This window comes from Streptomyces sp. NBC_00335, assembly GCF_036127095.1.
GTDB lineage: Bacteria > Actinomycetota > Actinomycetes > Streptomycetales > Streptomycetaceae > Streptomyces.
The window spans coordinates 3262254-3286461 of sequence record NZ_CP108006.1 but is presented as its reverse complement, the minus strand read 5'-3'; the positions used below and the strand labels follow the sequence as shown (position 1 = coordinate 3286461).

The following is a 24208-nucleotide window of genomic DNA, read 5'->3' as shown; positions in this document are numbered from 1 at the left end:
GGCTGGCGTCACCCCGCACGTGACCGCCGGTGGTCTGGAAAATCCAGCCTCTCCGGCGTTTGAGGAGCGGGGTCCGGGGCGGAGCCCCAGGAGCACCCGGCCGCGCCCGGGCCCCGTCCTCAAGCGCCGGACGGCTGGATGTGGCCCGGCTCCGCCGGGGGTTCGCCGAAGCGGGCCAGGGCCAGGGCTCCGGCTACGGCCACCACGAAGCCCGCTACCGCCAGCCAGGTCAGGCCCTCGCGGGTGCGGTCGCCCAGCCAGGCCACGCCCACGGCCGCCGGGCCGATCGTCTCGCCCAGCACCATGCCGGCCGTCGCCGCCGTCACCGAGCCCCGCTGGAGCGCCGAGGTGAGCAGCAGGAACGCGGAGCCGCCGCCGAGCAGCAGGGCGTAGAACGCGGGGTTGGACAGGGCGGAGAGCGAGATGTCTTCGATGAGCCGGACCGCCACCTCCACCACCCCGAAGCCCGTCCCGGCGGCCAGACCCAGCGTCAGCGCCCGGCTGCGGTCCGGCAGCCCGCCCGCCACGGCCCCGACCACCAGCACCAGCCCGGCCACCGCCAGCAGCCCCAGCTTCAGCGCGAGCGTGCCCTTCCCCGAGCCCTCCTCCCCGGACGCCAGCCCGAGCATCAGCAGCCCCGCGCACACCACGCCGACCGCGCCCCACTCCGTCCCGCTCAGCCGCACCCGCAGCAGCCGCGCCGCGACCACCGCGGTCACCGCGAGGCTGGCGGCGAGGGCCGCGCCCACCGCGTAGATCGGGATGTGCCGCAGGGCGATGATCTGGAGGACGAAGCCGACCCCGTCCAGCCCGAGCCCGGCGAGATAGCGCCACTGGCGCAGCGCCCGCAGGAGGAGGGCGGTGTCGACCCCGGAGCCCGTTCCCGGCTCCGCCGCCCGCGCCGCCACCGCTTGCAGGACCGACGCCGTGCCGAAGCAGACCGCCGCACCGAGCGCGCAAATCATCCCAATGAGCACGAACCGACTCTAGGTCACGGATCCCGCGTCGGCCGGATTCCGTCGGCCGGGGCGGCCGTTCTAGTCTGTGCGCAGCCGGCCACCCAGGGGGAGCGAACAGTCCATGGACAGCAGCAGCACCGACACCACGCGTACCAAGCGCCGCATGCGCTCAGGCACCGTTGCCCTCGGAGGCATGGGCCTGCTCGCCGCGGCCCTCGTGGCCTGCGGCAGCAGCAACGAGCCCGACAAGCGCTGCGCGGACCGCGCCACCCTGGAGAAGCTGAACACCAAGGAGTGCAAGAGCGGCGGCCGCGGCGCCTACTACTACGGCGGCACCGTCGCGAAGAACAAGGTCAGCGGAGGCAGCTTCGACAAGTCCGCCGTCACCCGCGGCGGCATCGGCGGCAGCCACAAGAGCTCCTCGGGCGGCTGATCCAGCGTGAAGCGCCACACCATCGAGCCCCGCCCCGACTGGCAGAAGACCGTCGAGGAACAGGGGTTGATCTACCCCCTGACCCGCTACCCCGACGACTCCCTGCGCCCCTACTGGGACGAGAGCGCGTACTACTCCTTCACTCTCCCCGAGGTCGAGGCGCTGGAGAACGTCGTCGAGGAGCTGCACGCCATGTGCCTGGCGGCGGCCCAGCACATCGTCGACCACGACCGCTTCGCCGACCTCGGCATCACCGACCCGAAGCTCGCCGCGCTGATCACCGAGTCCTGGCGGCGCCGCGCCGAACAGCCCTCGCTCTACGGCCGCTTCGACCTGCGCTACGACGGCACCGGCAGCCCCGCCAAGATGCTGGAGTACAACGCCGACACCCCCACCTCCCTCGTGGAGGCGGCCAGCCCGCAGTGGTTCTGGATGGAGGAACGCTTCCCCGGCGCCGACCAGTGGAACTCCCTCCACGAGCGGCTCGTCGAGGCGTGGCGGCGCCAGGCGGAGCTGCTGCCGCCCGGCCCGGTGCACTTCGCGCACTCCGAGACCGACGAGCTCGGCGAGGACCTGATGACGGTCGCCTACCTCCAGGAGACCGCCGAGCAGGCCGGCATCGAGACCCGCGAGCTGTCGGTGGAGGCGATCGGCTGGGACAGCCTCTCCGGCCGGTTCGTGGACGAGAAGCTCGGCTTCATCCGCGCGATCTTCAAGCTCTACCCGTGGGAGTGGCTGGCCACCGACGAGTTCGCCCCGCAGGTCCTCGGCACGTACGACCACGGCGGCGGCTCCGGCACCACCGCCTGGATCGAGCCGCTGTGGAAGATGCTGCTCTCCAACAAGGCGCTGCTGGCGGTCCTGTGGGAGCTCTTCCCGGAGCACCCGAACCTGCTGCCCGCCTACCTGGACGGCCCGCGCGAACTCGCCACGACCACCGGCTACGCGGCGAAGCCGCTGCTGGGCCGCGAGGGCGCGGGCGTCACCCTGCATCCGGTCGGCGGCGAGCCGTTCGCACCGGAGGAGGACGAGACGTACGTCTTCCAGGGCCTCGCCCCGCTGCCCGACTTCGACGGCAACCGGGTGGTGCTCGGTGCGTGGGTCGTCGAAGACGAGTCGGCGGGCCTCGGCATCCGCGAATCGGCGGGGCCGGTCACGGACGAGTACGCCCGCTTCCTGCCCCACGTGATTCTCTGAGGCGTCCGGTCAGGCGCCGAGGACCGACCTGAGCTGGTCCAGCCCCCAGTCCAGGTCCTCCTTGGAGATCACCAGCGGCGGCGCGATCCGGATGGTCGATCCGTGGGTGTCCTTGACGAGCACCCCGAGCCCCATCAGCTTCTCGGAGATCTCCCTGCCGGTGCCGCGCGCCGGGTCGATGTCCACGCCCGCCCACAGCCCGCGGCCCCGTACGGCGGTCACCGCGCCACCGCCGACCAGCAGGTTCAGCTCCCGGTGCAGGTGGTCGCCGAGCTCGGTGGCGCGCTGCTGGTACTCGCCGGTGCGGAGCATCGCGACGACCTCCAGCGCGACGGCGCAGGCCAGCGGGTTGCCGCCGAAGGTGGAGCCGTGCTCGCCCGGCTTGAACACGCCGAGCACGTCGCGGTCGGCCACCACCGCCGATACGGGCACGACCCCGCCGCCCAGCGCCTTGCCGAGGATGTACACGTCCGGGACCACGTCCTCGTGCTCGCACGCGAAGGTCTTGCCGGTGCGGCCCAGACCCGACTGGATCTCGTCGGCCATGAACAGGACGTTCCGCTCGCGCGTCAGTTCCCGTACGCCCCGCAGGTACCCGGCCGGCGGCACGAGCACGCCGGCCTCGCCCTGGATCGGCTCCAGGAGCACGGCGACGGTGTTGGAGGTGACGGCGGCGGCGAGCGCGGTGAGGTCCCCGTACGGGACGATCTCGAAGCCGGGGGTGTACGGGCCGAAGTGGTCGCGGGCCTCGTGGTCCGTGGAGAACGACACGATGGTCGTGGTCCGGCCGTGGAAGTTGTCGGCCGCCACCACGATCTTGGCGTGGCCGTCCGGTACGCCCTTGACCTCGTAGCCCCACTTGCGGGCGGTTTTCACCGCCGTCTCCACGGCCTCCGCGCCCGTGTTCATGGGCAGGACGGCCTCCTTGCCGCACAGCGCCGCGAGCTCCGTACAGAAGTCCGCGAAGCGGTCGTGGTGGAAGGCGCGGGAGGTCAGGGTGACCCGCTCCAGCTGGGCGCGGGCGGCGTCGAGCAGCCGGCGGTTGCCGTGGCCGAAGTTCAGGGCGGAGTAGCCCGCGAGCATGTCGAGGTAGCGGCGGCCCTCCACGTCGGTCATCCACGCGCCCTCCGCGGTGGCGACGACGACGGGCAGGGGATGGTAGTTGTGCGCGCTGTGCGCGTCGGCGGAGCGGATGGCATCAGCAGTTGTCGACACGGGGTCTCCGATCGTCCGTCAAGCCGGTGACGAGGGTGGCGTCACCTCCATCCTCGCTCGCATCGCGGACGGAGAAACCTTTCTCGGGGCGTGCCCGCTAAGGTGTCGGACACGCACGGCGACTGGCGCACGGAGAACCAACTCCGGGGGAGCCGTGCGCGCACGACCGCATACAGGGCCGCTCGCCTGGGCCTCGCGGGGACGAGATCCGACATCGACCCCGGAGGAACCGCCATGAGCGCGAACCACCACCACCCGTACCGCCACCCCGCCCTGCTCGCGACCGACCCCGAGCTGGCGTCCTTCGTCGCCGCCGAGGAAACCCTCCAGGCGGAGACCCTCCGCCTCATCCCGAGTGAGAACTACGTCTCCTCGGCCGTGCTGGAGGCCTCCGGCACCGTGCTGCAGAACAAGTACAGCGAGGGCTACCCGGGCCGCCGCTACTACGAGGGCCAGCAGAACATCGACCGCATCGAAGCGCTGGCAGTGGAGCGGGCGAAGGGCCTCTTCGGAGTCGACCACGCCAACGTGCAGCCGTACTCCGGCTCGCCCGCCAACCTCGCGGTCTACCTTGCCTTCGCCAAGCCCGGCGACACGGTCATGGGCATGGCGCTGCCGATGGGCGGGCACCTGACGCACGGCTGGGGCGTCTCGGCGACGGGCTCCTGGTTCCGCGGCGTGCAGTACGGGGTCCAGGCGGAGACCGGTCTCATCGACTACGACGCCGTACGAGAACTCGCGCTGGCGGAGCGGCCCAAGCTGATCTTCTGCGGCGGTACGGCGCTCCCGCGCACGATCGACTTCGAGGCGTTCGAGTCGATCGCGAAGGAGGCGGGCTCGGTGCTCGTCGCCGACGTGGCGCACATCGCCGGCCTGATCGCGGGCGGGGCGCACCCGTCCCCGGCCGGTCACGTGGACGTGATCTCGACGACCACCCACAAGACCCTGCGCGGTCCGCGCGGCGCGATGCTGATGTGCCGCGAGGAGCACGCCAAGGCCATCGACAAGGCGGTCTTCCCCGGCCTCCAGGGCGGCCCGCACAACCAGACGACGGCGGGCATCGCGGTGGCGCTGCACGAGGCGGCGCAGCCCTCGTTCGTGTCGTACGCGCACGCGGTCGTGGCCAACGCGAAGGCGCTGGCCGCCGCTCTGCTGGAGCGGGGGTTCGACCTGGTCTCGGGCGGTACGGACAACCACCTGATCCTGATCGACCTGACGGGGAAGTCGGTGTCCGGCAAGATCGCGGCGAAGGCGCTGGACCGGGCCGGCATCGTCGTCAACTACAACACGGTGCCGTTCGACCCGCGCAAGCCGTTCGACCCGTCGGGGATCCGGATCGGTACGCCGTCGCTCACGTCGCGGGGGCTCGGCGTCGAGCACATGCCGGTGGTGGCCGACTGGATCTCCGACGCGGTCTCCGCGGCGGCCAAGGGTGACGAGGCGGCCCTCGGCGGGATCCGCTCCGCGGTGGCCGATCTGATGGCCGCCTTCCCGGCCCCTGGCCTCCCGGTCGCCTGACCCCCCGGGGCGGGGTCCGCCCCCCTGCGGCCTTTGCCGCTGCGCGGGGCAAAGTCCCCGACCCGCCCTTCCACCGTTCCCAGGGCTCTGCCCTGACCCGGTCCTCAAACGCCGGACGGCTGAAAGACAGACCCGCTCCTCAAACGCCGGCGAAAATCCAGCCCCGCCGGCGTTTGAGGAGCGGGGGTCCGGGGGCTGGTCCCCGGGAGCGGCGCCGCGCGGGCACGCCCACGGCCGGCACGTCCGGCCCCGCCGCGGAAAGCGGTCGCTCGGCCGAGGCAAGATCCGGACGGGGCGCTACCGCCCGGTACTCGTACGGGGGAGGGGCGGGGGCCCGGCGACCCGCCCGGTTCCGGCCAGTGGCGGGCCCGAGCCCGCCATCGCACCTGAGAGAATGGGGCCATGGCTTCTGATCGTCCTCGCGCGCTCTCCGGCATCCAGCCCACCTCCGGTTCGTTCCACCTCGGGAACTACCTCGGAGCCATCCGGCAGTACGTCGCCCTGCAGGAGACGCACGACGCCTTCTACATGGTCGTCGACCTGCACGCGATCACCATGCCGCAGGATCCGAAGGACCTGCGCGCCAATACCCGACTGTCCGCCGCGCAGCTCCTCGCCGCCGGTCTCGACCCCGAGCGCTGCACGCTCTTCATCCAGAGCCACGTGCCCGAGCACGCGCAGCTCGGCTGGGTCATGAACTGCATCACCGGTTTCGGCGAGGCCAGCCGGATGACCCAGTTCAAGGACAAGTCCGCCAAGAACGGCGCCAACAACGCCACCGTCGGCCTGTTCACGTACCCGATCCTCCAGGTCGCCGACATCCTGCTCTACCAGGCGAACTCGGTCCCCGTCGGCGAGGACCAGCGTCAGCACATCGAGCTGACCCGGGACCTGGCCGAGCGCTTCAACCAGCGCTTCGGGCAGACCTTCACCCTCCCCGCCGCGCACATCGTCAAGGAGGTCGCGAAGATCTACGACCTCCAGGACCCGGCGATCAAGATGTCGAAGTCGGCTTCTTCGCCCAAGGGCCTGATCAACCTCCTCGACGAGCCCAAGGCCACCGAGAAGAAGATCAAGAGCGCGGTCACCGACACCGAGGCCGTGGTCCGCTTCGACCCGGTGGAGAAGCCCGGCGTCAGCAATCTGCTCACGATCTACTCCACTCTCACGGGCGAGTCGATCCCCGCGCTGGAGGCCGCGTACGAGGGCAAGGGCTACGGCGCGCTCAAGACCGATCTGGCCGGCGTGATGGTCGATTTCGTCACACCGTTCAAGCAGCGCACCCAGGAGTACCTGGACGACCCGGAGACCCTGGATTCCTTGCTGGCCAAGGGCGCGGAGAAGGCCAGGGCGGTCGCCGCCGAGACCCTGGCGCAGGCCTACGACCACCTCGGTTTCCTCCCCGCGAAGCACTGACGGGCACGGAAGAGAAAGAGGGCCCTGGCGATCTGGGGGGTGCTGCCGCCACACTGGGGCGGCAGCACTCGTGCGACGCACATGCGGAGCACAGACCACGCACAGGACTACAGGCGGAGGAGAGCTACGTGGGGACCGTAACGCTCGGCGTTTCGATCGCGGTCCCGGAGCCGTACGGCAGCAGCCTTCAGGAGCTGCGCGCCGGCTTCGGGGACGCCGCCGCGCACGGCATTCCCACGCACGTCACCCTCGTACCGCCGACGGAGGTGGCCGCGGACCGGCTGCCCGAGATCCGCGCCCACCTGGCCGCGGTCGCGGCCGCCGGCAGCCCCTTCGCGATGCGGCTGGCCGGCACGGGCACCTTCCGTCCCCTCTCGCCGGTGGTCTTCGTCCAGGTCGTGGAGGGCGGCTCCGGCTGCACCCGGCTCCAGGGCCAGGTCCGCGACCCCGACGGGCCGCTCAGCCGGGAGCTCTCGTTCCCGTACCACCCGCACGTCACGGTCGCCCACGGGATCTCCGAGGAGGCGATGGACCTGGCGTTCGACACCCTCGCCGACTACGCGGCGCAGTGGCTCTGCACCGGCTTCGCCCTCTACGAGCAGGGCTCGGACGGAGTCTGGCGCAAGCTGCGGGAATATCCGTTCGGCAACGGGGCAAGCGGTGGGGCGAGCGGCGTTCCGGCGCAGCTCGGCTCGGCGACGGACAGCAGTGCGGCGGCGGCCGCGGGCGAGGCGACCGCACGCCGTTCCTGACGCAGGAACCGCAACCGGAAACCGATCCTTCGCAGGATCAGGACGTGGAACGGCCGAGCCGTCGGGCGAAAAGTCACAATCGACGACCGTAGTACCCAAAAGCGGCAATCCCGGCTATTTACGACAGCTCATTTACGGTGACCGTATGGACTGGCTGACGAAACTCCCGCTGATCGGGCCCCTGGTGTCCGCCGTGATGCGGACCCACCTGTGGCGTTCGTACCAGCGGCTCGACCGCGTGCACTGGAGCCGGCTCGCCGCCGCCATCACCTTCATCAGCTTCCTGGCCCTCTTCCCGCTGATCACGGTGGCCGCCGCGATCGGCGCCGGACTGCTCACCCAGGACCAGCTCGACCGGCTCCAGAAGAACCTCGCCGAGCAGGTCCCCGGCATCTCCGACCAGCTCGACATCAACGCCCTCGTCGCGAACGCGAGCACGGTCGGCCTGATCGCCGCCGCCGTCCTGCTCTTCACCGGCATCGGCTGGATCACCTCGATGCGGGACTGCCTGCGGGCGGTGTGGGAGAAGGACGACGAGGACGAGGGCAACCCCTTCGTCCGCAAGGGCAAGGACGCGCTCGTCCTCGTCGGCCTCGGCGGCGTCGGCCTGGCCTCGGCCGCCGCCTCGATCTTCGGCTCCAGCGCGGTCGGCAAGGCCGGCGACTGGCTGGGCGTACCGCGCGACGGCGCGGGCGGCGGCCTGCTGCGGGGCGGCGCCTTCCTCGTCGGAGTACTGGCCGCCTTCCTGCTCCTGCTCTACGTCCTGACCCTGCTCCCGGGCGTCGAACCGCCCCGCCGCCGCCTCATCGAGGCGGCCCTCCTCGGCGCGGCCGGCTTCGAGCTGCTGAAGCTGCTGCTCAGCGGCTACATGCGGGAGGTCGCCACGAAGAGCATGTACGGGGCCTTCGGCGTGCCCATCGCGCTGCTGATCTGGATCAACCTCACGGCGAAGCTACTGCTGTTCTGCGCGGCGTGGACCGCGAGCCGCGACGATGCCGACGGGGACGGCGTGGAGGACCCGGAACCGGGCGGCGAGCCCGCGCCGGAACCCGACAGCGAGCCCGCCCCGGAGCCGGGCCGCGAAGCCGCCCCGGAACCGGGACCGGGCCGCGAGCCCGCCGGCTCGGCTACACCTGGCCGCGAGCCCGGCGGCCGCGCCCCCGCGGCCAGCGCCGGTTGACGGCGTAGGCCCCGCCGGCCACCACGGCCAGCACCCCGCCCGCCACGCCGAGGGCGGTACCGACCCCGCCGCCGGAGCCCGCACCGGACGCCGACGGGTTGTTCTCGTGGGACTGGGCCGGGGAGCCGTGGGAGGTGGTGTCCGCGCTCTTCGGCGGCACCAGCTCGCCCACCGGCTTGACCTTCCCGCTCGCGGCGAAGCCCCAGTCGAGCAGGTCGGCGGTCTGCTCGTACACGGGGTTGGCGCCCGGGCTCTCCGGGTTCATCACCGTGACCAGCAGCTTCTTGTCACCGCGCTGGGCGGCGCCGGTGAAGGTGGAGCCGGCCATGGTGGTGTTGCCGTTCTTCACCCCGGCGATCCCCTTGTACGGAGGCAGGCCGCCCGCGCCGGTCATCAGCCGGTTGGTGTTCTGGATCTCGAAGGTCTCGCGGGGCTTGCCCGGCTCCTGCCGGCCGGGGAACTTCGCGCTGGCCGTGCCGCAGTACTCCCGGAAGTCCTGCTTCTGCAGGCCCGAGCGGGCGATGAGGGTGAGGTCGTAGGCGCTGGAGACCTGGCCCGGAGCGTCGTAGCCGTCGGGGGACACCACGTGCGTGTCCAGGGCCTGGAGCTCCTCGGCGTGCGCCTGCATGTCCCTGACGGTCTTTTCGACGCCGCCGTTCATGGCCGAAAGTACGTGCACGGCGTCGTTCCCGGAGCGCAGGAACACCCCGAGCCACAGGTCGTGGACGCTGTACTCGGCGTCCTCCTTGATGCCCACCAGACTGGAGCCGGAGCCGACCCCGTCCAGCTCCTGGTCGGTGACCTTGTGGATCTGGTCCTTGGGCAGACCCGGCAGCACGGTGTCGGCGAAGAGCATCTTCATGGTCGAGGCCGGGGGGAGCCGCCAGTGCGCGTTGTGCGCGGCGAGGACCTCGCCGGTCTCGGCGTCGGCCACGATCCACGAACGCCCCGTCACGCTCGTCGGCAGCGCGGGCGCGCCGGGCAGCAGGTTGACCTGCGTACCGGGCTGCCCGAGCGACTGGCCGCCGACCGTGGACATCGAGGCGGGCGGCGCGGGCGCCTTGCGGGGCTGACCCTTCCCGTCCACCGGTGGCGTCGGTGTCGGCGCGGCGTACGCGGGCGAGGCCAGCAGCGTCGGGACCAGCAGGACGGGAAGTGCGGCGGATAGGACCGTCAACGCGGTCTTCTTGGCAGACACGCAGGTGAAAGTACATCCCGATGCTGTGCTTAGCGTCACGGACCGGCCAACCCGCCGCAACCACCGCCGGGACAGCCCACCCCGGCGCGTCCGTCCTGGGGACGAAACCGATACTGGGCTCATGAGACTCAGCCGCGCCGCTTCCTGGTTCCTGCTCGCCTTCGGAGTGTGGAGCTGGTTCATCTGGGTGTCTTTCGTCCGGAACCTGTGGAAGGACGGCAGCGGTCTGGCCTTCGACGACGCGGGGGACCCGACCGGGTACTTCTGGGTCCACCTTCTCCTGGCTGTGGCGTCCTTTCTCCTGGGGACGGCCGTCGGAGTGATCGGGTTGCGCGGGGTACGGGCGCTGCGGCGCGAATCACGTACGGAGGCGGGCGCGTGACGATCGTCCTCTTCGCGGTCGTGGCCCTGCTGGTCCTGACCCTCCTGGTCCTGGTGCACCGCTGGCTCTGGATCCGCCTGGTCCGCGACACCACCACCCCCGGCAGCGGCATCCGCCGCACGGGCACCGCCCTGGCCTTCGCGCTCCCGCTCCTGTCCCTGGCCGCCCTCGTGGCGGGCCGCGCGGGAGCCCCCTTCTGGCTGGAACGCACGGTCGCCTGGCCGGGCTACCTCTGGCTGGCCGTCCTCCTCTACCTCTCCCTGGCCATGCTGTTGGCCGAGCCGGTCCGCACCCTGTGGCTCCGCCGCCAGAACAGGCCCGGCTCCCAGCCCGACGGCCCCCCGGCCGCCGAAGGCGCGACCGCTCCGGGCTCCGCCTCGGAGCCCCGCCGCGCAGGCGCGGACACCGCGGGTCCGGGGGCGCAGCACCAGAGCGTCCCCGCCGCCGCAGGCGCGGACGCGACGGGGTCCGGGGCGGAGCCCCAGTCTCGGGAAGGGGCGGGGAGGGGATCAGCGCCGCAGGCCACCCTCGAAGCCACCCCCGAGCCCGCAGCCCCGACCGGGCAGCACGACCCGGCGGAGGCCACCCCGGCGGAGGCCGACCCCGGGCAGCCCGCCCCGGCGGCGGCCGGCCCGTCCACCCTCAGCCGCCGCCGCTTCGCACGCATCGTCGCCGCCACGGCCGCCGCCACGACAGCCGGCACCGTCGGTTACGGCACGTACGGCGTCCTGCGCGGCCCCCGCGTCAAGCGGGTCCAGGTCCCCCTGGCGAAGCTCCCCCGCGCGGCCCACGGCTTCCGCATCGCCGTGGTCAGCGACATCCACCTCGGCCCGATCCTGGGCCGCGCCCACACCACCCGGATCGTCGACACGATCAACCGCACGCAGCCCGACCTCATCGCCATCGTCGGCGACCTCGTCGACGGCAGCGTCCACGACCTCGCCCCCGCCGCCGAACCGCTCCGGGGCCTGCGCGCGCGCCACGGCTCGTACTTCGTCACCGGCAACCACGAGTACTTCTCCGGCGCCCAGCAGTGGGTCGACCACGTCCGCGAGCTCGGCCTCACCCCTCTGGAAAACGCCCGCCGCGAGCTCCCGCACTTCGACCTCGCCGGGGTCAACGACATCGCGGGCGAGAGCGAGGGCCACGGTCCGGACTTCCAGGCGGCGCTGGGCGACCGGGACCGCGCACGCAGCGCCGTACTCCTCGCCCACCAGCCCGTGGTCATCGACGAGGCGGTCCGCTACGGGGCCGACCTCCAGCTCTCCGGCCACACCCACGGGGGCCAGCTCTGGCCCGGCGAGTACGTCGCCGAGCTCGCCAACCCCACCGTCGCCGGGCTGGAGCGCTACGGCGACACCCAGCTGTACGTCTCGCGCGGCGCGGGTGCCTGGGGGCCGCCGGTCCGGGTGGGCGCGCCGTCGGACATCACAGTCGTGGAACTCGCCTCATATCAGGCCTGAACCGCCCGAACCTCCAACGCCACGCGACAAAACGGCCTTCCCGAGGCCGAATTTCCATGATGGGATGTGACCGATAATCGGATAACGGGTCGCAGACTTCGGTGTGCGCCCACGTGGGGTGGAGTCAAGGATGCTGCGGTCTGTCCGCTCGAAAGCCATCGCGGCCGGGCTGGTTCTCGGCGTCGGCACCGTCGCCGTCTGGCAGTTGCTGCCCGAGACGGCCGGCGGCGGCAAGGCGATCCGCGTCGGCACGAGCGACGTGGTCTCCTCCCTCGACCCCGCGGGGGCGTACGACGCGGGCTCCTGGGCCCTGTTCAGCAACGTCTACCAGTCGCTGCTGACCATCAAGACCGGCTCGGACACTCCGGTGCCCGACGCCGCCTCCGCCTGCAGCTTCATCGGCAACGAGCTCACCACGTACCAGTGCGAGCTGCGCCCGGACGTGAAGTTCTCCTCCGGCCGGGCGATCACCGCCGAGGACGTGAAGTTCTCCTTCGACCGGATCAAGGCGATCAACTCCGACCAGGGTCCGGCGCCGCTGTTCAACACCCTGGAGTCGGTCCAGGCCGAGGGCCGCACCGTCACCTTCAGCCTCTCCGCCGGGGACGCCACCTTCCCGTTCAAGATCGCGACGGGCGCCGCCTCGATCGTGGACAAGGACAAGTACCCGGCCAAGGCCCTGCGCGAAGAGGAGAAGGTCGACGGTTCCGGCCCCTTCACCCTCGCCGGCTACACGGCCGGCGCGAGCGCCGAGCTCAAGCCCAACGGCTCGTACAAGGGTCAGGGCAAGGTCTCCAAGAGCGCGGTCACCGTGCGGTACTTCAAGGACTCCGCGCAGCTGGAGCAGGCCTGGACCGACCACGGGATCGAGGTCGCCCACCGCGACATGCCCCCGGCGGTCCTGGCCGCCCTGAATCCGGGCCTGGAGGACACCCGGTACGAGACCTCGGGCGGTACGGAGATCCGCAGCATGGTCTTCAACCTCCGCCCCGGCTCCTCGGTGGCCCAGCCCGCCGTCCGCCAGGCCGTCGCCGCGGTCGTGGACCGGGCCACGCTGGCGACCGAGGTCTACAAGGGCACGGTCACCCCGCTCTACTCCCTCGTCCCGGCGGGCATCGCCGCCCACAGCACGCCGTTCTTCGACGCCTGGCCCTCGCCGAGCGGGCTCACCGCCAAGAAGCTGCTCAAGGACGCCGGGATCACCGCCCCGGTCGCGATCACCCTCGGGGTCAACGAGCGCGGCGCGAGCGTACCCGAGGCCGAGGCACTGAAGGCGCAACTGGAGTCCACCGGCCTCTTCAAGGTGACCGTCAAGCCGGTCGAGAAGTGGAGCGACTTCCAGAAGGCCTACGCGGCGGGCGAGTTCGACGCCTACACCATCGGCTGGATCGCCGACTTCCCGGACGCGGACAACTTCCTCGCCCCGCTCGTCGGCGCCGACAACTCGATGAACAGCGGCTACTCCGACAAGGCCGTCGACGCCCTCATCGCCCGTACCCAGTCCTTCTCGGACCGCGGCGCCGCAGCCAACGACTTCCACGACCTGCAGAAGCTGGTCGCGCAGCAGGTCCCGATGCTGCCGATCTGGCAGAAGAAGGACTACGTGATGTCCCGCGAGGCCGTCGCGGGCGCCCAGTACCTCTCGGACGGCACCGGCGTGTGGCGGCTGTGGGAGCTCAACTGGTTGTAGGACCGCGGCCCGCGGCCGGGCCCTACTCCGGGTCGGAGGCCCGCTTGCGGCCCGGCCGGGACACGGCCGACTGGGCCATGCCCGGCAGGAAGTCCGTGAACAGCTCGTGCACTTCGCGCACCAGCGGCCGCAGCACCCGGAACCGGGCCAGGATGATGCCCCGGGTCGTGAGCTGCGCGCCGCGCTGTGCGAGGCGCCGGGTCTTCTCGCTGTCCGGGGAGCGGTCGAAGACCCAGTAGAGGACCAGGCCCATCTGCGAGAGCCACATCAGCTCCGGCAGTACGTCGGCCAGTTCCTCGGGCACCTTGGTCTTGGCCCCCGCCAGCACCTCGCGGTGCATGTCGATCGCCTGCTTGCGGGCCGCCTCCGACTCCGGGGAGAACGGACTGAGCGGGCTCTCGGGGTCCGCGGCGTTCTTGAAGAACTGCGAGGCGAACTCGTGGTACGGCGCGGCGATGTCCAGCCAGCTGGTCAGTACGCCCGCGAGCCGCTTCTGCAGATCGGTCTCGTTGTCCAGGATCGGCCGGACCGCCGCCAGGTGGGCGGCGCCGATCCGGTCGTAGAAGCCCTGTACCAGGTGTTCCTTGGACTCGAAGTAGTAGTAGGCGTTGCCGACCGATACTCCGGCCTCCTTGGCGATACCGCGCATCGTCGTCTTGTCGAAGCCGCGCTCCTGGAAGAGGCGGAGCGCGGTTTCGAGGATGAGCGTGCGGGTCTGCTCGCTCTTGGGAGCCTTCTGATCAGTCACGGTCCCGAGCCTATCGGGGTGCGGAACACTGGTCGTCACAGGCCGGTTCCCCGTCGTGGGCGGCGGAGTCGTCCCGTACGGCCTCGCGCCAGGTGGAGGCGGTGTACATGGCGGCCCTGGCGAAGGGCCGGCCGGCCGGGGTGGCCAGCCAGTTCGCCTTCGGCCGGTGCTCGGCCAGCGCCCACAGGCAGACGATGAAGGCGTCCGTCCCGGTCCACACCTGTCCGGAGTCGCCGATGACGGTGATCTCCTTCAGCGTCGAGGCGTGGTCGAGCTGCGGGTACCGCCGCCGTGCCTCGGCGGAGGCCGCCGGGATGAGCCGGAGCGGTACCAGCCGGCGCTGGCCGAGCAGCCAGTGCCGGATGTGTACGCAGAGCGGGCAGTTCGCGTCGTAGAGCACCGTCAGGTGCCGGGTCACTGCGGTGGCCACGGGGATCAGGCCCCGGTGGGAGCGGTCCACCCCTGGGGCGCGGTCCACCCCTGGGGGGCGACCGGCGGGGTCTGCTGGCGCTCCATGATTCCCCGGCGGCGCATCTTGTTCAGCACCCAGACGTTCCCGAGGTGCATGAAGCCGAGGACCAGGAGCACGACTCCGAGCTTGACCGACAGGGCCTCGAAGAGCCCGCGGGCCGCGACGATCTCCTCGGCCGACCGCAGGTAGAGGGTCACGAAACCGATGTTGACGAGGTAGAAGCCGACCACCAGGAGCTGGTTGACGGCGTCGGCGAGCTTCTCGTTCCCCTGGAGGACGTCGCCGATGAAGACCCGGCCGTTGCGGCTGAGCGTGCGGGCCACCCAGACGGTGAGGCCGATGCTGATGAGCAGGTAGATGACGTACGCGACCACGGTGAGGTCCATTGCCCTCAGCCCCCTTGAACGTGTTCAACTGCTGACGTCGTTGACTGTAGACCTCTTTTTGAACAGGTTCAAGCGAATGGCGCGCCCGGCTGGCTCAGCGTCCCGGAAGGACCGCCTCGAAGAGGAAGGGCAGCAGCAACCCGGTGATCTCCTCGGGGCGTTCGAGGGAGGGGAGGTGGCCGGCCCAGGGCAGCTCGACGTGGACGGCGCCGGGGAGCAGGGAAGCGAGCTCGGCGGGGACCTCCCGGAAGTCGGGGATGTCGTGCGCGCCGCCGACGGCGAGGACGGGGGCGGTGACGGCGGCCGGCTCGAAGACGGGCTCGGGCAGCTCGTGGTCCCCGTCGGCGGCCAGGGCGCCCCGCAGGTTCCCGAGCTGCATGGCCCGTACGAGGGCGTGCGCGGCCCCGTCGGCGTCCGGGCCGAGCCACTGGCGGGCGTTCAGCCCCGCCGCGCCCTCCAGGTCGCCGGCGTCCAGCAGGGCGGCCTCGGCGGCGTTGAAGGCGAGCAGCGCGGGGCCGCGCCGCTGCGCGGGCCGGGCGGGGCAGAGCAGCGCCAGCGCGCTCACCAGCTCCGGCCGCAGCGCGGCCAGCGTCAGCGCGACCCGCCCGCCGTAGGAGCTGCCGACGAACGCGGCCCGCCGGATCCCGAGGTGGTCCAGCAGCTCCCGTACGTCCCCGTGGTCGCTGTACGGAGCCTCGGCGGCGGGGGAGTCTCCGCAGGTCCGGAAGTCCGCCCGGACCACCCGGAACCCGGCGTCGAGCAGGGGCCGCCACTGCGGCTCCCACATCCGCCGGTCGCACACGGAGGAATGGAGCAGTACGACGGCCGGCGCATCTGCGGGCCCGTCCACATCATGAGAAATGATCATCCGGTGATCCTCCTGGACCCACGCCCTGCAGACCACAGGGTTTCCCCCGGGACTGTCGGTGGGCACCCCTACCGTGGCGGCCATGGACGACATCAAGAGCGGCGCCGGGACGGCGGACTTCGCGGAGCGCGCCGACCGGCTCGTGCGCGCCGCCCGTACGGGAAGCCTGCGGAGCCCGGCGGTCGTGGCGGGGCTGGAGGAGGCGGCTGGACGGGCCGACCGGGAGCGGGCGGAACTCGTCCGGGCCTGGGCCGACCGGCTCGCACGCGGGGTCGACACCGAGGCCGTCCGGGAGACCGTGCTGCACCTCGCGGCCGTGGCCGGTCGCGGGCTCGTGGACGATGCCCTCGCCGCCGAGCGCCGGGCGCTGCTTGACCGGACGGCGGGCATGTGGCGCTACCAGCACCACTACGGCCACCCCGAGGTGCTCATCGCGGCGGAGCTGGCCGCCGGGCGGATGCCGGGTCCGGCCGTGATCGCCGCTTTCAGGCGGACCGCCCTGGCCTGCGCACCCTCGGAGGGCCTGCGGCGGACCCTGGCGCTGCTCACCGAGCCCGTGCTCAACGTGGGAGAGCCGTGGGCCGATTCGGCCCTGGCCGACCCGCGGTGGCACGGACTCCTGGTCCACGCGCGGACCGTGAAGGCCTCCCGGCCCGTCGGTGCGTGGACGCGCACCGCGCGGGATCTCGTCGCCGGGCAGGGGGAGGGCGAGGCGCGCGCGGCGATCGTGGGATGGCTCGGGCTGGTCGGACGGCCGCGCAGCCTCCCCGTCACGGGGGAGGCGGGCGCGGACTGGGACCCGTACAACATCGACGCGCTGCGGGGGCTCGCCTGGATGCTCGTGCGGCTGCCGCCGGAGCCGGCCGGGGAGTCGGTGCTCGGGCGACTGGCCGGAGCCGGGCGGCTACTGCCTCAGGCGCTGCGTCACATGCTGAGTGCGCGCGCCTGATTGAGCTGGCTCATGACCCACATGTAGGTGCCCGGGTCGACCGCCGGGATCATCGTGGAGTGGTGGCGGCCGGCGCTGTTGACCGTGATCTGGATGTAGCCCGTGGTGCGGCGCTCCTTCATCAGGAGGAAGAACAGGCCGAGCAGACAGAACAGGAAGAAGATGACGGCCAGCACGATCGCGTGCGCCGGGATCTTCTCCTCCGTCCGCGAGAAGTCGGTGGCGTTCCAGACCGCGCCCTTGAGCGGCATCGGGCCCGACGGGGTGATGATCTGGTCCCCGGCGATGGTGATGTCGCCGAGCGAGAGCCCGGCGGCTCCGGGGTAGCCCATCGGAGGCGGACCCGGGATCCCCATGGGGGGCGTCATGGGGCCGGCCGGGGAGGGGATGCCCTCGCCGGCGATGGTCGGCTGGTAGGCGGGGGGCTGCGGGTAGCCGTAGCCCGGCTGGGCCGGGCCCGGGGGCGGGTAGCCGTAGCCGGGCTGCGGCGGGTAGCCGTAATTCGGCTGTCCCGGAGTGGTGTTGTAGTCCCCCTGGCCACCCGCGCCGGGACCGCTCGTGTACGGGTTGGGCTGCTGCTCGCTCATGCGGCCGATAATTCCACAGTCGCGCGGCGGCCCGTAGGGCGGTTGCCGGTCCCGCGTCGACCGAAGAGGGGTTCGCACCAGGCAAGTTGACCCGCAGACCCCACGGCGAAGGCCCCGCCCCCTCACGGAACGGATCCGGAGGGGGCGGGGCCCCGGTGCCCGCCGGCCTCAAGCGAGACCGGCGGACGGAGCGCGTCGAAGAATCAGAAGCGGCGCGTGATCAGCGCACGCTTCACTTCCTGGATCGCCTTCGTGACCTCGATGCCACGCGGGCACGCGTCGGTGCAGTTGAAGGTCGTGCGGCAACGCCACACGCCGTCCTTGTCGTTCAGGATCTCCAGGCGCTGCTCGCCCGCCTCGTCACGCGAGTCGAAGATGAAGCGGTGCGCGTTGACGATCGCCGCCGGGCCGAAGTACTGGCCGTCGTTCCAGAACACCGGGCACGAGGACGTGCACGCGGCGCACAGGATGCACTTGGTGGTGTCGTCGAAGCGCTCGCGGTCCTCGGCGGACTGCAGGCGCTCGCGCGTCGGCTCGTTGCCCTTGGTGACCAGGAACGGCATGACGTCCCGGTACGCCTGGAAGAAGGGCTCCATGTCGACGACGAGGTCCTTCATCACCGTCAGGCCCTTGATGGCCTCGACCGTGATCGGCTTCTCCGGGTTGATGTCCTTGATCAGCGTCTTGCAGGCGAGCCTGTTCTTGCCGTTGATCCGCATCGCGTCGGAGCCGCAGATGCCGTGCGCGCACGAGCGACGGAAGGTCAGCGTGCCGTCGAGGTCCCACTTGATCTTGTGGAGACCGTCGAGCACGCGCTCCTTCGGGTCGATCTCGATCTGGAAGTCCTGCCAGGTCGACTCTTCCGAGATCTCCGGGTTGAACCGGCGGATCCGGAACGTGACCGTGATGAAGGGCGAGGCGGCGGCCGCCGCCTCCATCTGGTCCGTCTTGCTGAGGGTCGGGGTGGCCATCAGTACTTACGCTCCATCGGCTGGTAGCGGGTGACGACGACCGGCTTGTAGTCCAGGCGGACCGAGTCCTGGCCGTTGTCGTCCACCTCGCGGTACGCCATGGTGTGGCGCATGAAGTTGACGTCGTCGCGGTTCGGGTAGTCCTCGCGGTAGTGACCGCCGCGGGACTCCTTGCGCGCCAGCGCGGACACGGCCATGACCTCGGCCAGGTCGAGCAGGTTGCCCAGCTCGATGGCTTCCAGCAGGTCCGTGTTGAAGCGCTTGCCCTTGTCCTGGACGGACACGTTCTTGTAGCGCGCGCGCAGCTCCGCGATCTTCTCGACCGCGGTCTTGATCGTCTGCTCGGTGCGGAACACCATCACGCAGGCGTCCATCGTCTCCTGGAGCTCCAGGCGCAGCTCCGCGACCCGCTCGTTGCCCGTGGAGTTGCGCAGGTGCTCGACCTGGTCGATGACCTGCTGCGCCGGGTTCTCGGGCAGCTCGACGTAGTCGTGGGCGTGGGCGTACGCGGCGGCCGCGATGCCCGAGCGCTTGCCGAAGACGTTGATGTCCAGCAGCGAGTTGGTGCCCAGGCGGTTCGCGCCGTGCACCGATACGCACGCGACCTCGCCGGCCGCGTACAGGCCCGGGACGACGGTGGTGTTGTCCGAGAGGACCTCACCCTCGACGTTCGTCGGGATGCCGCCCATGGCGTAGTGCGCGGTGGGCTGGATCGGGATCGGGTCCGTGTACGGCTCGATGCCCAGGTACGTGCGCGCGAACTCGGTGATGTCCGGGAGCTTCGCGTCGAGCTGCTCCGGCGGCAGGTGCGTCAGGTCCAGGTACACGTGGTCACCGGCGGGACCGCAGCCGCGGCCCTCACGGATCTCGGTGTAGATGGAGCGCGAGACGACGTCACGGGACGCGAGGTCCTTCATGACCGGCGCGTACTTCTCCATGAAGCGCTCGCCGTCCTTGTTGCGGAGGATGCCGCCCTCACCGCGGGCGCCCTCCGTCAGCAGGATGCCCATGCGCCAGATGCCCGTCGGGTGGAACTGGAAGAACTCCATGTCCTCCAGCGGCAGGCCGCGGCGGTAGCAGGCCGCCTGGCCGTCACCCGTGAGGGTGTGCGCGTTGGAGGTCACCTTGAAGAACTTGCCGGTGCCGCCGGAGGCGTAGATGACGGACTTCGCCTGGAACACGTGGATCTCGCCGGTGGCGAGCTCGTACGCGACCACGCCGGCCGACTTCTTGACGCCGTCCTCCTCGACCAGGAGCTGGTCCAGGACGTAGAACTCGTTGAAGAACTCCACGCCCTCCTTGACGCAGTTCTGGTACAGCGTCTGGAGGATCATGTGGCCGGTGCGGTCCGCGGCGTAGCAGGACCGGCGGACCGGCGCCTCGCCGTGGTTGCGGGAGTGCCCGCCGAAGCGGCGCTGGTCGATGGTGCCGTCCGGGGTGCGGTTGAACGGCAGGCCCATCTTCTCGAGGTCGAGGACCGCGTCGATGGCCTCCTTCGCCAGGATCTCGGCGGCGTCCTGGTCGACCAGGTAGTCACCGCCCTTGACCGTGTCGAAGGTGTGCCACTCCCAGTTGTCGTCCTCCACGTTGGCGAGCGCGGCGGCCATGCCGCCCTGCGCCGCGCCCGTGTGGGAGCGGGTGGGGTAGAGCTTGGTCAGCACGGCGGTGCGGCTGCGCTTCGTCGATTCGATGGCGGCGCGCATGCCTGCGCCGCCCGCCCCGACGATGACGGTGTCGTACTTGTGGATCTTCATTGGTTTCGCCTCAGCCCCGTTGCCTAGCGGATGTTCGGGTCGAAGGTGAAGATCACCAGCGTGCCCAGAAGAATGGTGAACACCGTGGCGGTGTAGAGCAGGCCCTTGAGCCACAGACGCGTGTTGGCGCGCTCCGCGTAGTCGTTGATGACGGTACGCAGACCGTTCGCGCCGTGCAGCATCGCGAGCCACAGCATCAGCAGGTCCCAGCCCTGCCAGAACGGGGAGGCCCAGCGGCCGGCCACGAAGGCGAAGCCGATCTTGGAGACGCCGCCGTCGAGGACGAGCTGGATCAGCAGGTGGCCGAGGACCAGGACGACCAGCACGATGCCCGAGAGGCGCATGAAGAGCCACGCGACCATCTCGAAGTTGCCGCGCGTCGAGCGCGGGGTCTTGCTGGTGCGCTTGCGCGGGGCCTCGATGTACGGCGCCGGGTTGTCGACGTCGTAGAGGGACACGCCCTCCACGTCACCGATGCCCTTTTCGAAAGAAGTGTCAGAAGACATGCGTGTCACTTCCCGAAGAGTTCGAGGTAAGCGTGTCCGAGGACGGGGTACAGGGCCCCGACCATCAGCACGACCCAGATGCCCACCACGGTCCAGAGCATCTGCTTCTGGTAGCGGGGGCCCTTGGACCAGAAGTCCACGGCGATGACACGGAGACCGTTGAGCGCATGGAAGAGGATTGCGGCCACGAGGCCGTACTCCAGCAGCGCGACGATCGGAGTCTTGTAGGTAGCCACGACATCGTCGTACGCCTCGGGGGAGACGCGGACGAGAGCGGTGTCGAGGACGTGTACGAACAGGAAGAAGAAGATGAGGACGCCGGTGACTCGATGAGCCACCCAGGACCACATTCCTTCCCGGCCGCGGTACAACGTTCCAGCCGGCACGGAAAACCCTCCGGAAGCGGGGCGGGGGCCAGCCGGCTTCTTTGTCGGTCGGGCCCGGCCGGGTACGGTCCTCCGGCCCCGGACATCGTAGCGACGCTTTGTCGGTTCCCTCGCGCGGGGGCCATCGGTGTGATCAAACAGGCACGGACGGACTATCCCACAGGGGCGAATAGACCGAATTCGGCCGCAGATACCCCATCCGCCGAGGTCAGCCAGTGTGTCAGGTCGGCGAGCCGGACCTGCGCGACGCGACGGAGCTCGTCCGCGGAGATCGCGCGCTCCTCGTCCACGTCCAGTTCCATCCGCCGCCGGATCGCGGCCAGCAGCTGGTCCGCCTGCTCCTCCGGGGTGGTCCCGTGGAGGCAGATCACGAAGGCGTGGCGATACGTCCGCTCGTACTCCGCGTGCGCGGCGTCGAGCGCGAGGAGCGCGGCGTACGAGGCCCCGTGCTCCAGCTCCGGCGGGAACTCGCAGGCCAGCGCCTCGGAGAGGTCCGCTTGGGAAAGGTCGTACGAAGCTTCGTCCGCGGCGGCGAGTAGAGCGCCGAAGTCGGGGTAAGGGCGGTGGGCGGCAACCCGGTGGGCCCAGCGCCGGCTGCCGCAGCAGTGCAGCAGGGCGGAGTGGGCGGCTTCGGGGGACAGGGCGTTGAACCGTTCGAGCCCCGAGTCGCCGAAAGGGCCGGCGCCGTCGAGGGAACCGTGGGAAGGGTCGGAGCTTCCGCGGGCCTGTGCCGGAAGGTGGCTGGACAGCGGGGGGCTCCTCGTGGCGTGGCGCGGGTGTCCCGCCACGCTATCGACGTGGGGCCGGGTGTGTCGTACCCATGGGGGGATTTCACTCGGAAGTGAGCCGAAAGGATGACGAGAGCGCATGTCGGACCGGGCGCGGGGCCGCTTGGGGACCCCGCGCGGGCCGGGGCATGATGGCCGAGGGGACGGCGGAGAAGGGGGAGGGCGACCGAGGCCGCCACCCCCCACAGGAGAGGCCCCGGCCGCCATCCGTCGCGGACTCGTGCGACAAGCCCGCACCCCTGTCAGCGTCTTCGGTGCGTTTTGTGTCACACCCCGCTCCGCGCAGGGATGGTTGCACGTTGTACAACTCGTGGACGAAGGTGCTTGAACGCCGTAACGTGCTGATTTGCGCCACACATACGGGACTGTGAACGGGTTGGGGATTTTGCTGGGGGACGACGCGGAGCTGACCACCGCGGTGCTCGCGGCACAAGACGGCGACGAGCTCGCGTTCCGTTCTGTGTACCGCTCCGTGCACCCGCGCCTGCTCGGATACGTCCGGACGCTCGTCGGAGACGGCGACGCGGAGGACGTCACCTCCGAGGCCTGGCTGCAGATCGCCCGCGACCTCGACTCCTTCACCGGCGACGCCGACCGCTTCCGCGGCTGGGCGGCCCGCATCGCCCGCAACCGCGCCCTCGACCACATCCGGATGCGCGGGCGCCGGCCCGCCGTCGGCGGGGACGAGACCGAGCTGACGGGGCACGCCGCCGAGTCCGACACCGCCGGCGAGGCCATGGAGTCCCTCTCCACCTGCCGCACCATGGAACTCATAGCCCAGCTCCCGCGGGACCAGGCCGAGGCCGTCGTCCTGCGGGTGGTCGTCGGCCTGGACGCCAAGAGCGCCGCCGAGACCCTGGGCAAGCGTCCCGGCGCCGTACGCACCGCCGCGCACCGGGGTCTGAAGAAGCTGGCCGAGCTGCTCGGCGAGGCCGTCGAGGGTGACTTCGACCCGGATTCCGACCCGGATTCCGACCCGGATTCCGATTCCGGCTCCGCCGTCGGCTCCGCCGTGGGCGTCGGCTCCGGACGTCCGCGCGGCCTCGGCGATAATGACGGGAGTCGCGCACGGGGCGCCGGGGGCGGGCGGGACCTCGACGCCGTACCGGCGCAGCGGGCCCGCGCCGCGGGCTTCGTAGAACAAACCGGTGTGACGCATTCACGTTGGCGGACGCAGAAGGACATGTGATGGCCGACGAGCGCGACAGGTGGCTGGGCAAAGCCGCGGCGGACAGACTGCTGCGCGGAGAACCGGTCGCACCTGGCGCCGAGCACCCTGCCCGGGCCCGGTCCGAGCGGCTGCGCGCCGCCCTCGACGCACTCGCGGAGCCGCCGCCCGCGGCCCCCGGCGGGCTGCCCGGGGAACTGCGCGGAGAGGCCGCCGCGGTGGCCGCGTTCCGCGCACGCGGCTCCGTGCTCCAGGCGGAACTCCAGACGCGGGCTCCGGACGCGGCACTCTTCGGCTCCGCGGACACCGTGGTCGAGCTCGGCCCGCCGGCCGGCCCGGCCGGACCCCCCTCCCGGCGCGGCCGGCCGGTCCGCTTCGCCCTCGCGGCCGCGCTGGCGAGCGTCGCCGTGGGCGGCCTCGCGGCGGCCGCGGGCACCGGACTGCTGGACCGGGACGACCGGAACACCGCCGGCCGGGTGCCGGCCGTCTCGGTGTCGGTCGGCTCCTCCTCCGAGGGCTCGCCGGACGGCGGGTCCGAGATCCCCTTCGCGCCGCTGCGCAGCGCCGTGCCGCCCGAGGGCGGGAGCGGCAGCCCGAGCCCGGGCAACACCCCGGGCGCGGAGGGACATACGCCGACGGGACCCGACGGCGTCTCCGGGGAGGTCGGCGGCACTGCCAGGGAACCGTTCGCGAGCGGCTCGACCGGCAGCAAGGAAGGCGGCGACCGGTCCCTCCAGGGCGGCACCGACGGCGCGGGCACCGACCCCGGTGACCGCGAGCGGGACCGGGACCGGGAGCGGGACCGGGAGAGCCGCACCGGAGCGGTGGAGCTGTGCCGGGACTTCCGGTCGGGGCGCATCGACGAGGCCCGCCGCGAGAAGCTCGTGCGCCTCGCCAAGGGGCTGTTGCGGGTGCCGCGCTACTGCCAGCTGGTCCTCGACACGGCCACCGGCGGGGGATCGGGCGGATCGGGCGGAGACACGCCGGGCTCGCCCGCGGGACCGCAATCCCCGTCGCGTTCACTGCAGCTGACACCGGCCGGGACGGCTCCGCCGAAGACCCCGGACGCGGGTCAGCGGCGCTGAGGACCGGGTACCGGACACTGGCTTGAAACGTCTCCCGCCCCCGCTGTAACACTTTTCGAACCGGTGACGCAGTACGTAATGAGCCGACTGGTCATCGGCCGCGCATGAGCCGGGGTTCCCCCCGTACCCCTGGGCTC

25 protein-coding genes and 1 riboswitch are annotated in these 24208 nt (G+C 71.3%); of the genes, 12 read left to right on the top strand and 13 right to left on the bottom strand.

Features of this window, described 5'->3' with window-relative positions:
- Positions 1-119 precede the first annotated feature (119 nt).
- Positions 120-965, bottom strand: coding sequence for a hypothetical protein (locus tag OHA37_RS14510; RefSeq protein WP_266912794.1), 846 nt, complete (start codon positions 963-965; stop codon positions 120-122).
- Positions 966-1080: 115 nt separating this feature from the next.
- Here OHA37_RS14510 and OHA37_RS14505 point away from each other — a divergent pair, with 115 nt between their 5' ends.
- Together OHA37_RS14505 and OHA37_RS14500 are read left to right on the top strand one after the other, a co-directional pair.
- Entirely contained in the window at positions 1081-1392 is a 312-nt protein-coding gene (locus tag OHA37_RS14505) for a hypothetical protein (protein ID WP_266905298.1), read from the top strand.
- A 6-nt stretch (positions 1393-1398) separates the two neighbouring features.
- Positions 1399-2589: a glutathionylspermidine synthase family protein gene (locus tag OHA37_RS14500; protein ID WP_266905296.1), complete on the top strand. Its 1191-nt coding sequence runs from the start codon at positions 1399-1401 to the stop codon at positions 2587-2589.
- Positions 2590-2598: 9 nt separating this feature from the next.
- On the opposite strand, the gene rocD is transcribed toward OHA37_RS14500, so the two are convergent.
- Positions 2599-3804, bottom strand: a complete 1206-nt coding sequence (gene rocD, locus OHA37_RS14495; protein WP_266905294.1) for an ornithine--oxo-acid transaminase — start codon at positions 3802-3804, stop codon at positions 2599-2601.
- 108 nt (positions 3805-3912) lie between these two features.
- Positions 3913-4003, top strand: a riboswitch (ZMP/ZTP riboswitch).
- A gap of 35 nt (positions 4004-4038) precedes the next feature.
- Between rocD and glyA the strand changes: the two genes are divergently transcribed.
- From glyA to OHA37_RS14475, 4 genes are all read left to right on the top strand, one after another.
- On the top strand, positions 4039-5322 hold the full coding sequence (glyA, locus tag OHA37_RS14490) for a serine hydroxymethyltransferase (RefSeq protein WP_266905292.1): 1284 nt from the start codon (positions 4039-4041) through the stop codon (positions 5320-5322).
- A 402-nt stretch (positions 5323-5724) separates the two neighbouring features.
- Positions 5725-6738 (top strand): tryptophan--tRNA ligase, encoded by a 1014-nt coding sequence (gene trpS, locus OHA37_RS14485; protein WP_266905290.1) that lies wholly within the window; start codon positions 5725-5727, stop codon positions 6736-6738.
- A 128-nt stretch (positions 6739-6866) separates the two neighbouring features.
- Positions 6867-7490: a 2'-5' RNA ligase family protein gene (locus tag OHA37_RS14480; RefSeq protein ID WP_266905288.1), complete on the top strand. Its 624-nt coding sequence runs from the start codon at positions 6867-6869 to the stop codon at positions 7488-7490.
- A gap of 145 nt (positions 7491-7635) precedes the next feature.
- Positions 7636-8670, top strand: a complete 1035-nt coding sequence (locus OHA37_RS14475; RefSeq protein ID WP_266905286.1) for a YhjD/YihY/BrkB family envelope integrity protein — start codon at positions 7636-7638, stop codon at positions 8668-8670.
- Here OHA37_RS14475 and OHA37_RS14470 read toward each other — a convergent pair.
- Positions 8618-9868 carry a D-alanyl-D-alanine carboxypeptidase family protein gene (locus tag OHA37_RS14470; RefSeq protein WP_266905284.1) on the bottom strand — a complete coding sequence of 417 codons (1251 nt, stop codon included), beginning with the start codon at positions 9866-9868 and terminating at the stop codon, positions 8618-8620. The genes OHA37_RS14475 and OHA37_RS14470 overlap by 53 nt on opposite strands.
- A gap of 121 nt (positions 9869-9989) precedes the next feature.
- On the opposite strand from OHA37_RS14470, the gene OHA37_RS14465 reads away from it, so the two are divergent.
- The 3 genes from OHA37_RS14465 (at position 9990) to OHA37_RS14455 (ending at position 13403) form a co-directional block, all read left to right on the top strand.
- The gene (locus OHA37_RS14465; protein WP_266880710.1) at positions 9990-10250 is read left to right on the top strand and encodes an SCO4848 family membrane protein; all 261 of its coding nucleotides are present in this window, start codon (positions 9990-9992) and stop codon (positions 10248-10250) included.
- On the top strand, positions 10247-11713 hold the full coding sequence (locus tag OHA37_RS14460; RefSeq protein ID WP_266905282.1) for a metallophosphoesterase: 1467 nt from the start codon (positions 10247-10249) through the stop codon (positions 11711-11713). Before OHA37_RS14465 ends, OHA37_RS14460 begins: the two co-directional genes overlap by 4 nt.
- A 133-nt stretch (positions 11714-11846) precedes the next feature.
- The gene (locus OHA37_RS14455) at positions 11847-13403 is read left to right on the top strand and encodes an ABC transporter substrate-binding protein (protein ID WP_266912792.1); all 1557 of its coding nucleotides are present in this window, start codon (positions 11847-11849) and stop codon (positions 13401-13403) included.
- A gap of 22 nt (positions 13404-13425) precedes the next feature.
- On the opposite strand, the gene OHA37_RS14450 is transcribed toward OHA37_RS14455, so the two are convergent.
- The 4 genes from OHA37_RS14450 to OHA37_RS14435 form a co-directional block, all read right to left on the bottom strand.
- Positions 13426-14151 (bottom strand): TetR family transcriptional regulator, encoded by a 726-nt coding sequence (locus tag OHA37_RS14450; protein ID WP_266905280.1) that lies wholly within the window; start codon positions 14149-14151, stop codon positions 13426-13428.
- A 10-nt stretch (positions 14152-14161) separates the two neighbouring features.
- Positions 14162-14581: a thiol-disulfide oxidoreductase DCC family protein gene (locus OHA37_RS14445; RefSeq protein ID WP_266905278.1), complete on the bottom strand. Its 420-nt coding sequence runs from the start codon at positions 14579-14581 to the stop codon at positions 14162-14164.
- A gap of 5 nt (positions 14582-14586) precedes the next feature.
- Entirely contained in the window at positions 14587-15009 is a 423-nt protein-coding gene (locus OHA37_RS14440; protein ID WP_266905276.1) for a hypothetical protein, read from the bottom strand.
- A 94-nt stretch (positions 15010-15103) separates the two neighbouring features.
- Complete coding sequence (locus OHA37_RS14435) at positions 15104-15877, bottom strand: alpha/beta fold hydrolase (RefSeq protein WP_266905274.1); 774 nt, start codon at positions 15875-15877, stop codon at positions 15104-15106.
- An 82-nt stretch (positions 15878-15959) separates the two neighbouring features.
- Between OHA37_RS14435 and OHA37_RS14430 the strand changes: the two genes are divergently transcribed.
- Positions 15960-16826 carry a hypothetical protein gene (locus OHA37_RS14430; RefSeq protein ID WP_266905272.1) on the top strand — a complete coding sequence of 289 codons (867 nt, stop codon included), beginning with the start codon at positions 15960-15962 and terminating at the stop codon, positions 16824-16826.
- Here the strand turns inward: OHA37_RS14430 and OHA37_RS14425 are convergent.
- The 6 genes from OHA37_RS14425 to OHA37_RS14400 all read right to left on the bottom strand — a co-directional run bounded on the left by OHA37_RS14425 (position 16802) and on the right by OHA37_RS14400 (position 21818).
- Positions 16802-17413: a hypothetical protein gene (locus OHA37_RS14425; protein WP_266905270.1), complete on the bottom strand. Its 612-nt coding sequence runs from the start codon at positions 17411-17413 to the stop codon at positions 16802-16804. The genes OHA37_RS14430 and OHA37_RS14425 overlap by 25 nt on opposite strands.
- Before the next feature lie 203 nt (positions 17414-17616).
- Complete coding sequence (locus OHA37_RS14420; protein ID WP_266905268.1) at positions 17617-18384, bottom strand: succinate dehydrogenase iron-sulfur subunit; 768 nt, start codon at positions 18382-18384, stop codon at positions 17617-17619.
- On the bottom strand, positions 18384-20138 hold the full coding sequence (gene sdhA, locus OHA37_RS14415) for a succinate dehydrogenase flavoprotein subunit (RefSeq protein ID WP_266905266.1): 1755 nt from the start codon (positions 20136-20138) through the stop codon (positions 18384-18386). Before sdhA ends, OHA37_RS14420 begins: the two co-directional genes overlap by 1 nt.
- 23 nt (positions 20139-20161) lie before the next feature.
- A complete protein-coding gene (locus tag OHA37_RS14410; RefSeq protein WP_250744034.1) occupies positions 20162-20644 on the bottom strand; it encodes a succinate dehydrogenase hydrophobic membrane anchor subunit in 483 nt (160 codons plus the stop codon).
- 5 nt (positions 20645-20649) lie between these two features.
- A complete protein-coding gene (sdhC, locus tag OHA37_RS14405; protein WP_266880720.1) occupies positions 20650-21030 on the bottom strand; it encodes a succinate dehydrogenase, cytochrome b556 subunit in 381 nt (126 codons plus the stop codon).
- Positions 21031-21182: 152 nt separating this feature from the next.
- Positions 21183-21818 carry a 2-oxo-4-hydroxy-4-carboxy-5-ureidoimidazoline decarboxylase gene (locus OHA37_RS14400; protein ID WP_266905263.1) on the bottom strand — a complete coding sequence of 212 codons (636 nt, stop codon included), beginning with the start codon at positions 21816-21818 and terminating at the stop codon, positions 21183-21185.
- A 385-nt stretch (positions 21819-22203) separates the two neighbouring features.
- Between OHA37_RS14400 and OHA37_RS14395 the strand changes: the two genes are divergently transcribed.
- Both OHA37_RS14395 and OHA37_RS14390 read left to right on the top strand, forming a co-directional pair.
- On the top strand, positions 22204-23007 hold the full coding sequence (locus tag OHA37_RS14395) for an RNA polymerase sigma factor (RefSeq protein ID WP_266912790.1): 804 nt from the start codon (positions 22204-22206) through the stop codon (positions 23005-23007).
- Entirely contained in the window at positions 23007-24071 is a 1065-nt protein-coding gene (locus OHA37_RS14390; RefSeq protein ID WP_266905261.1) for a hypothetical protein, read from the top strand. The genes OHA37_RS14395 and OHA37_RS14390 overlap by 1 nt, the downstream gene beginning before the upstream one ends.
- The last annotated feature ends 137 nt before the right edge of the window (positions 24072-24208 follow it).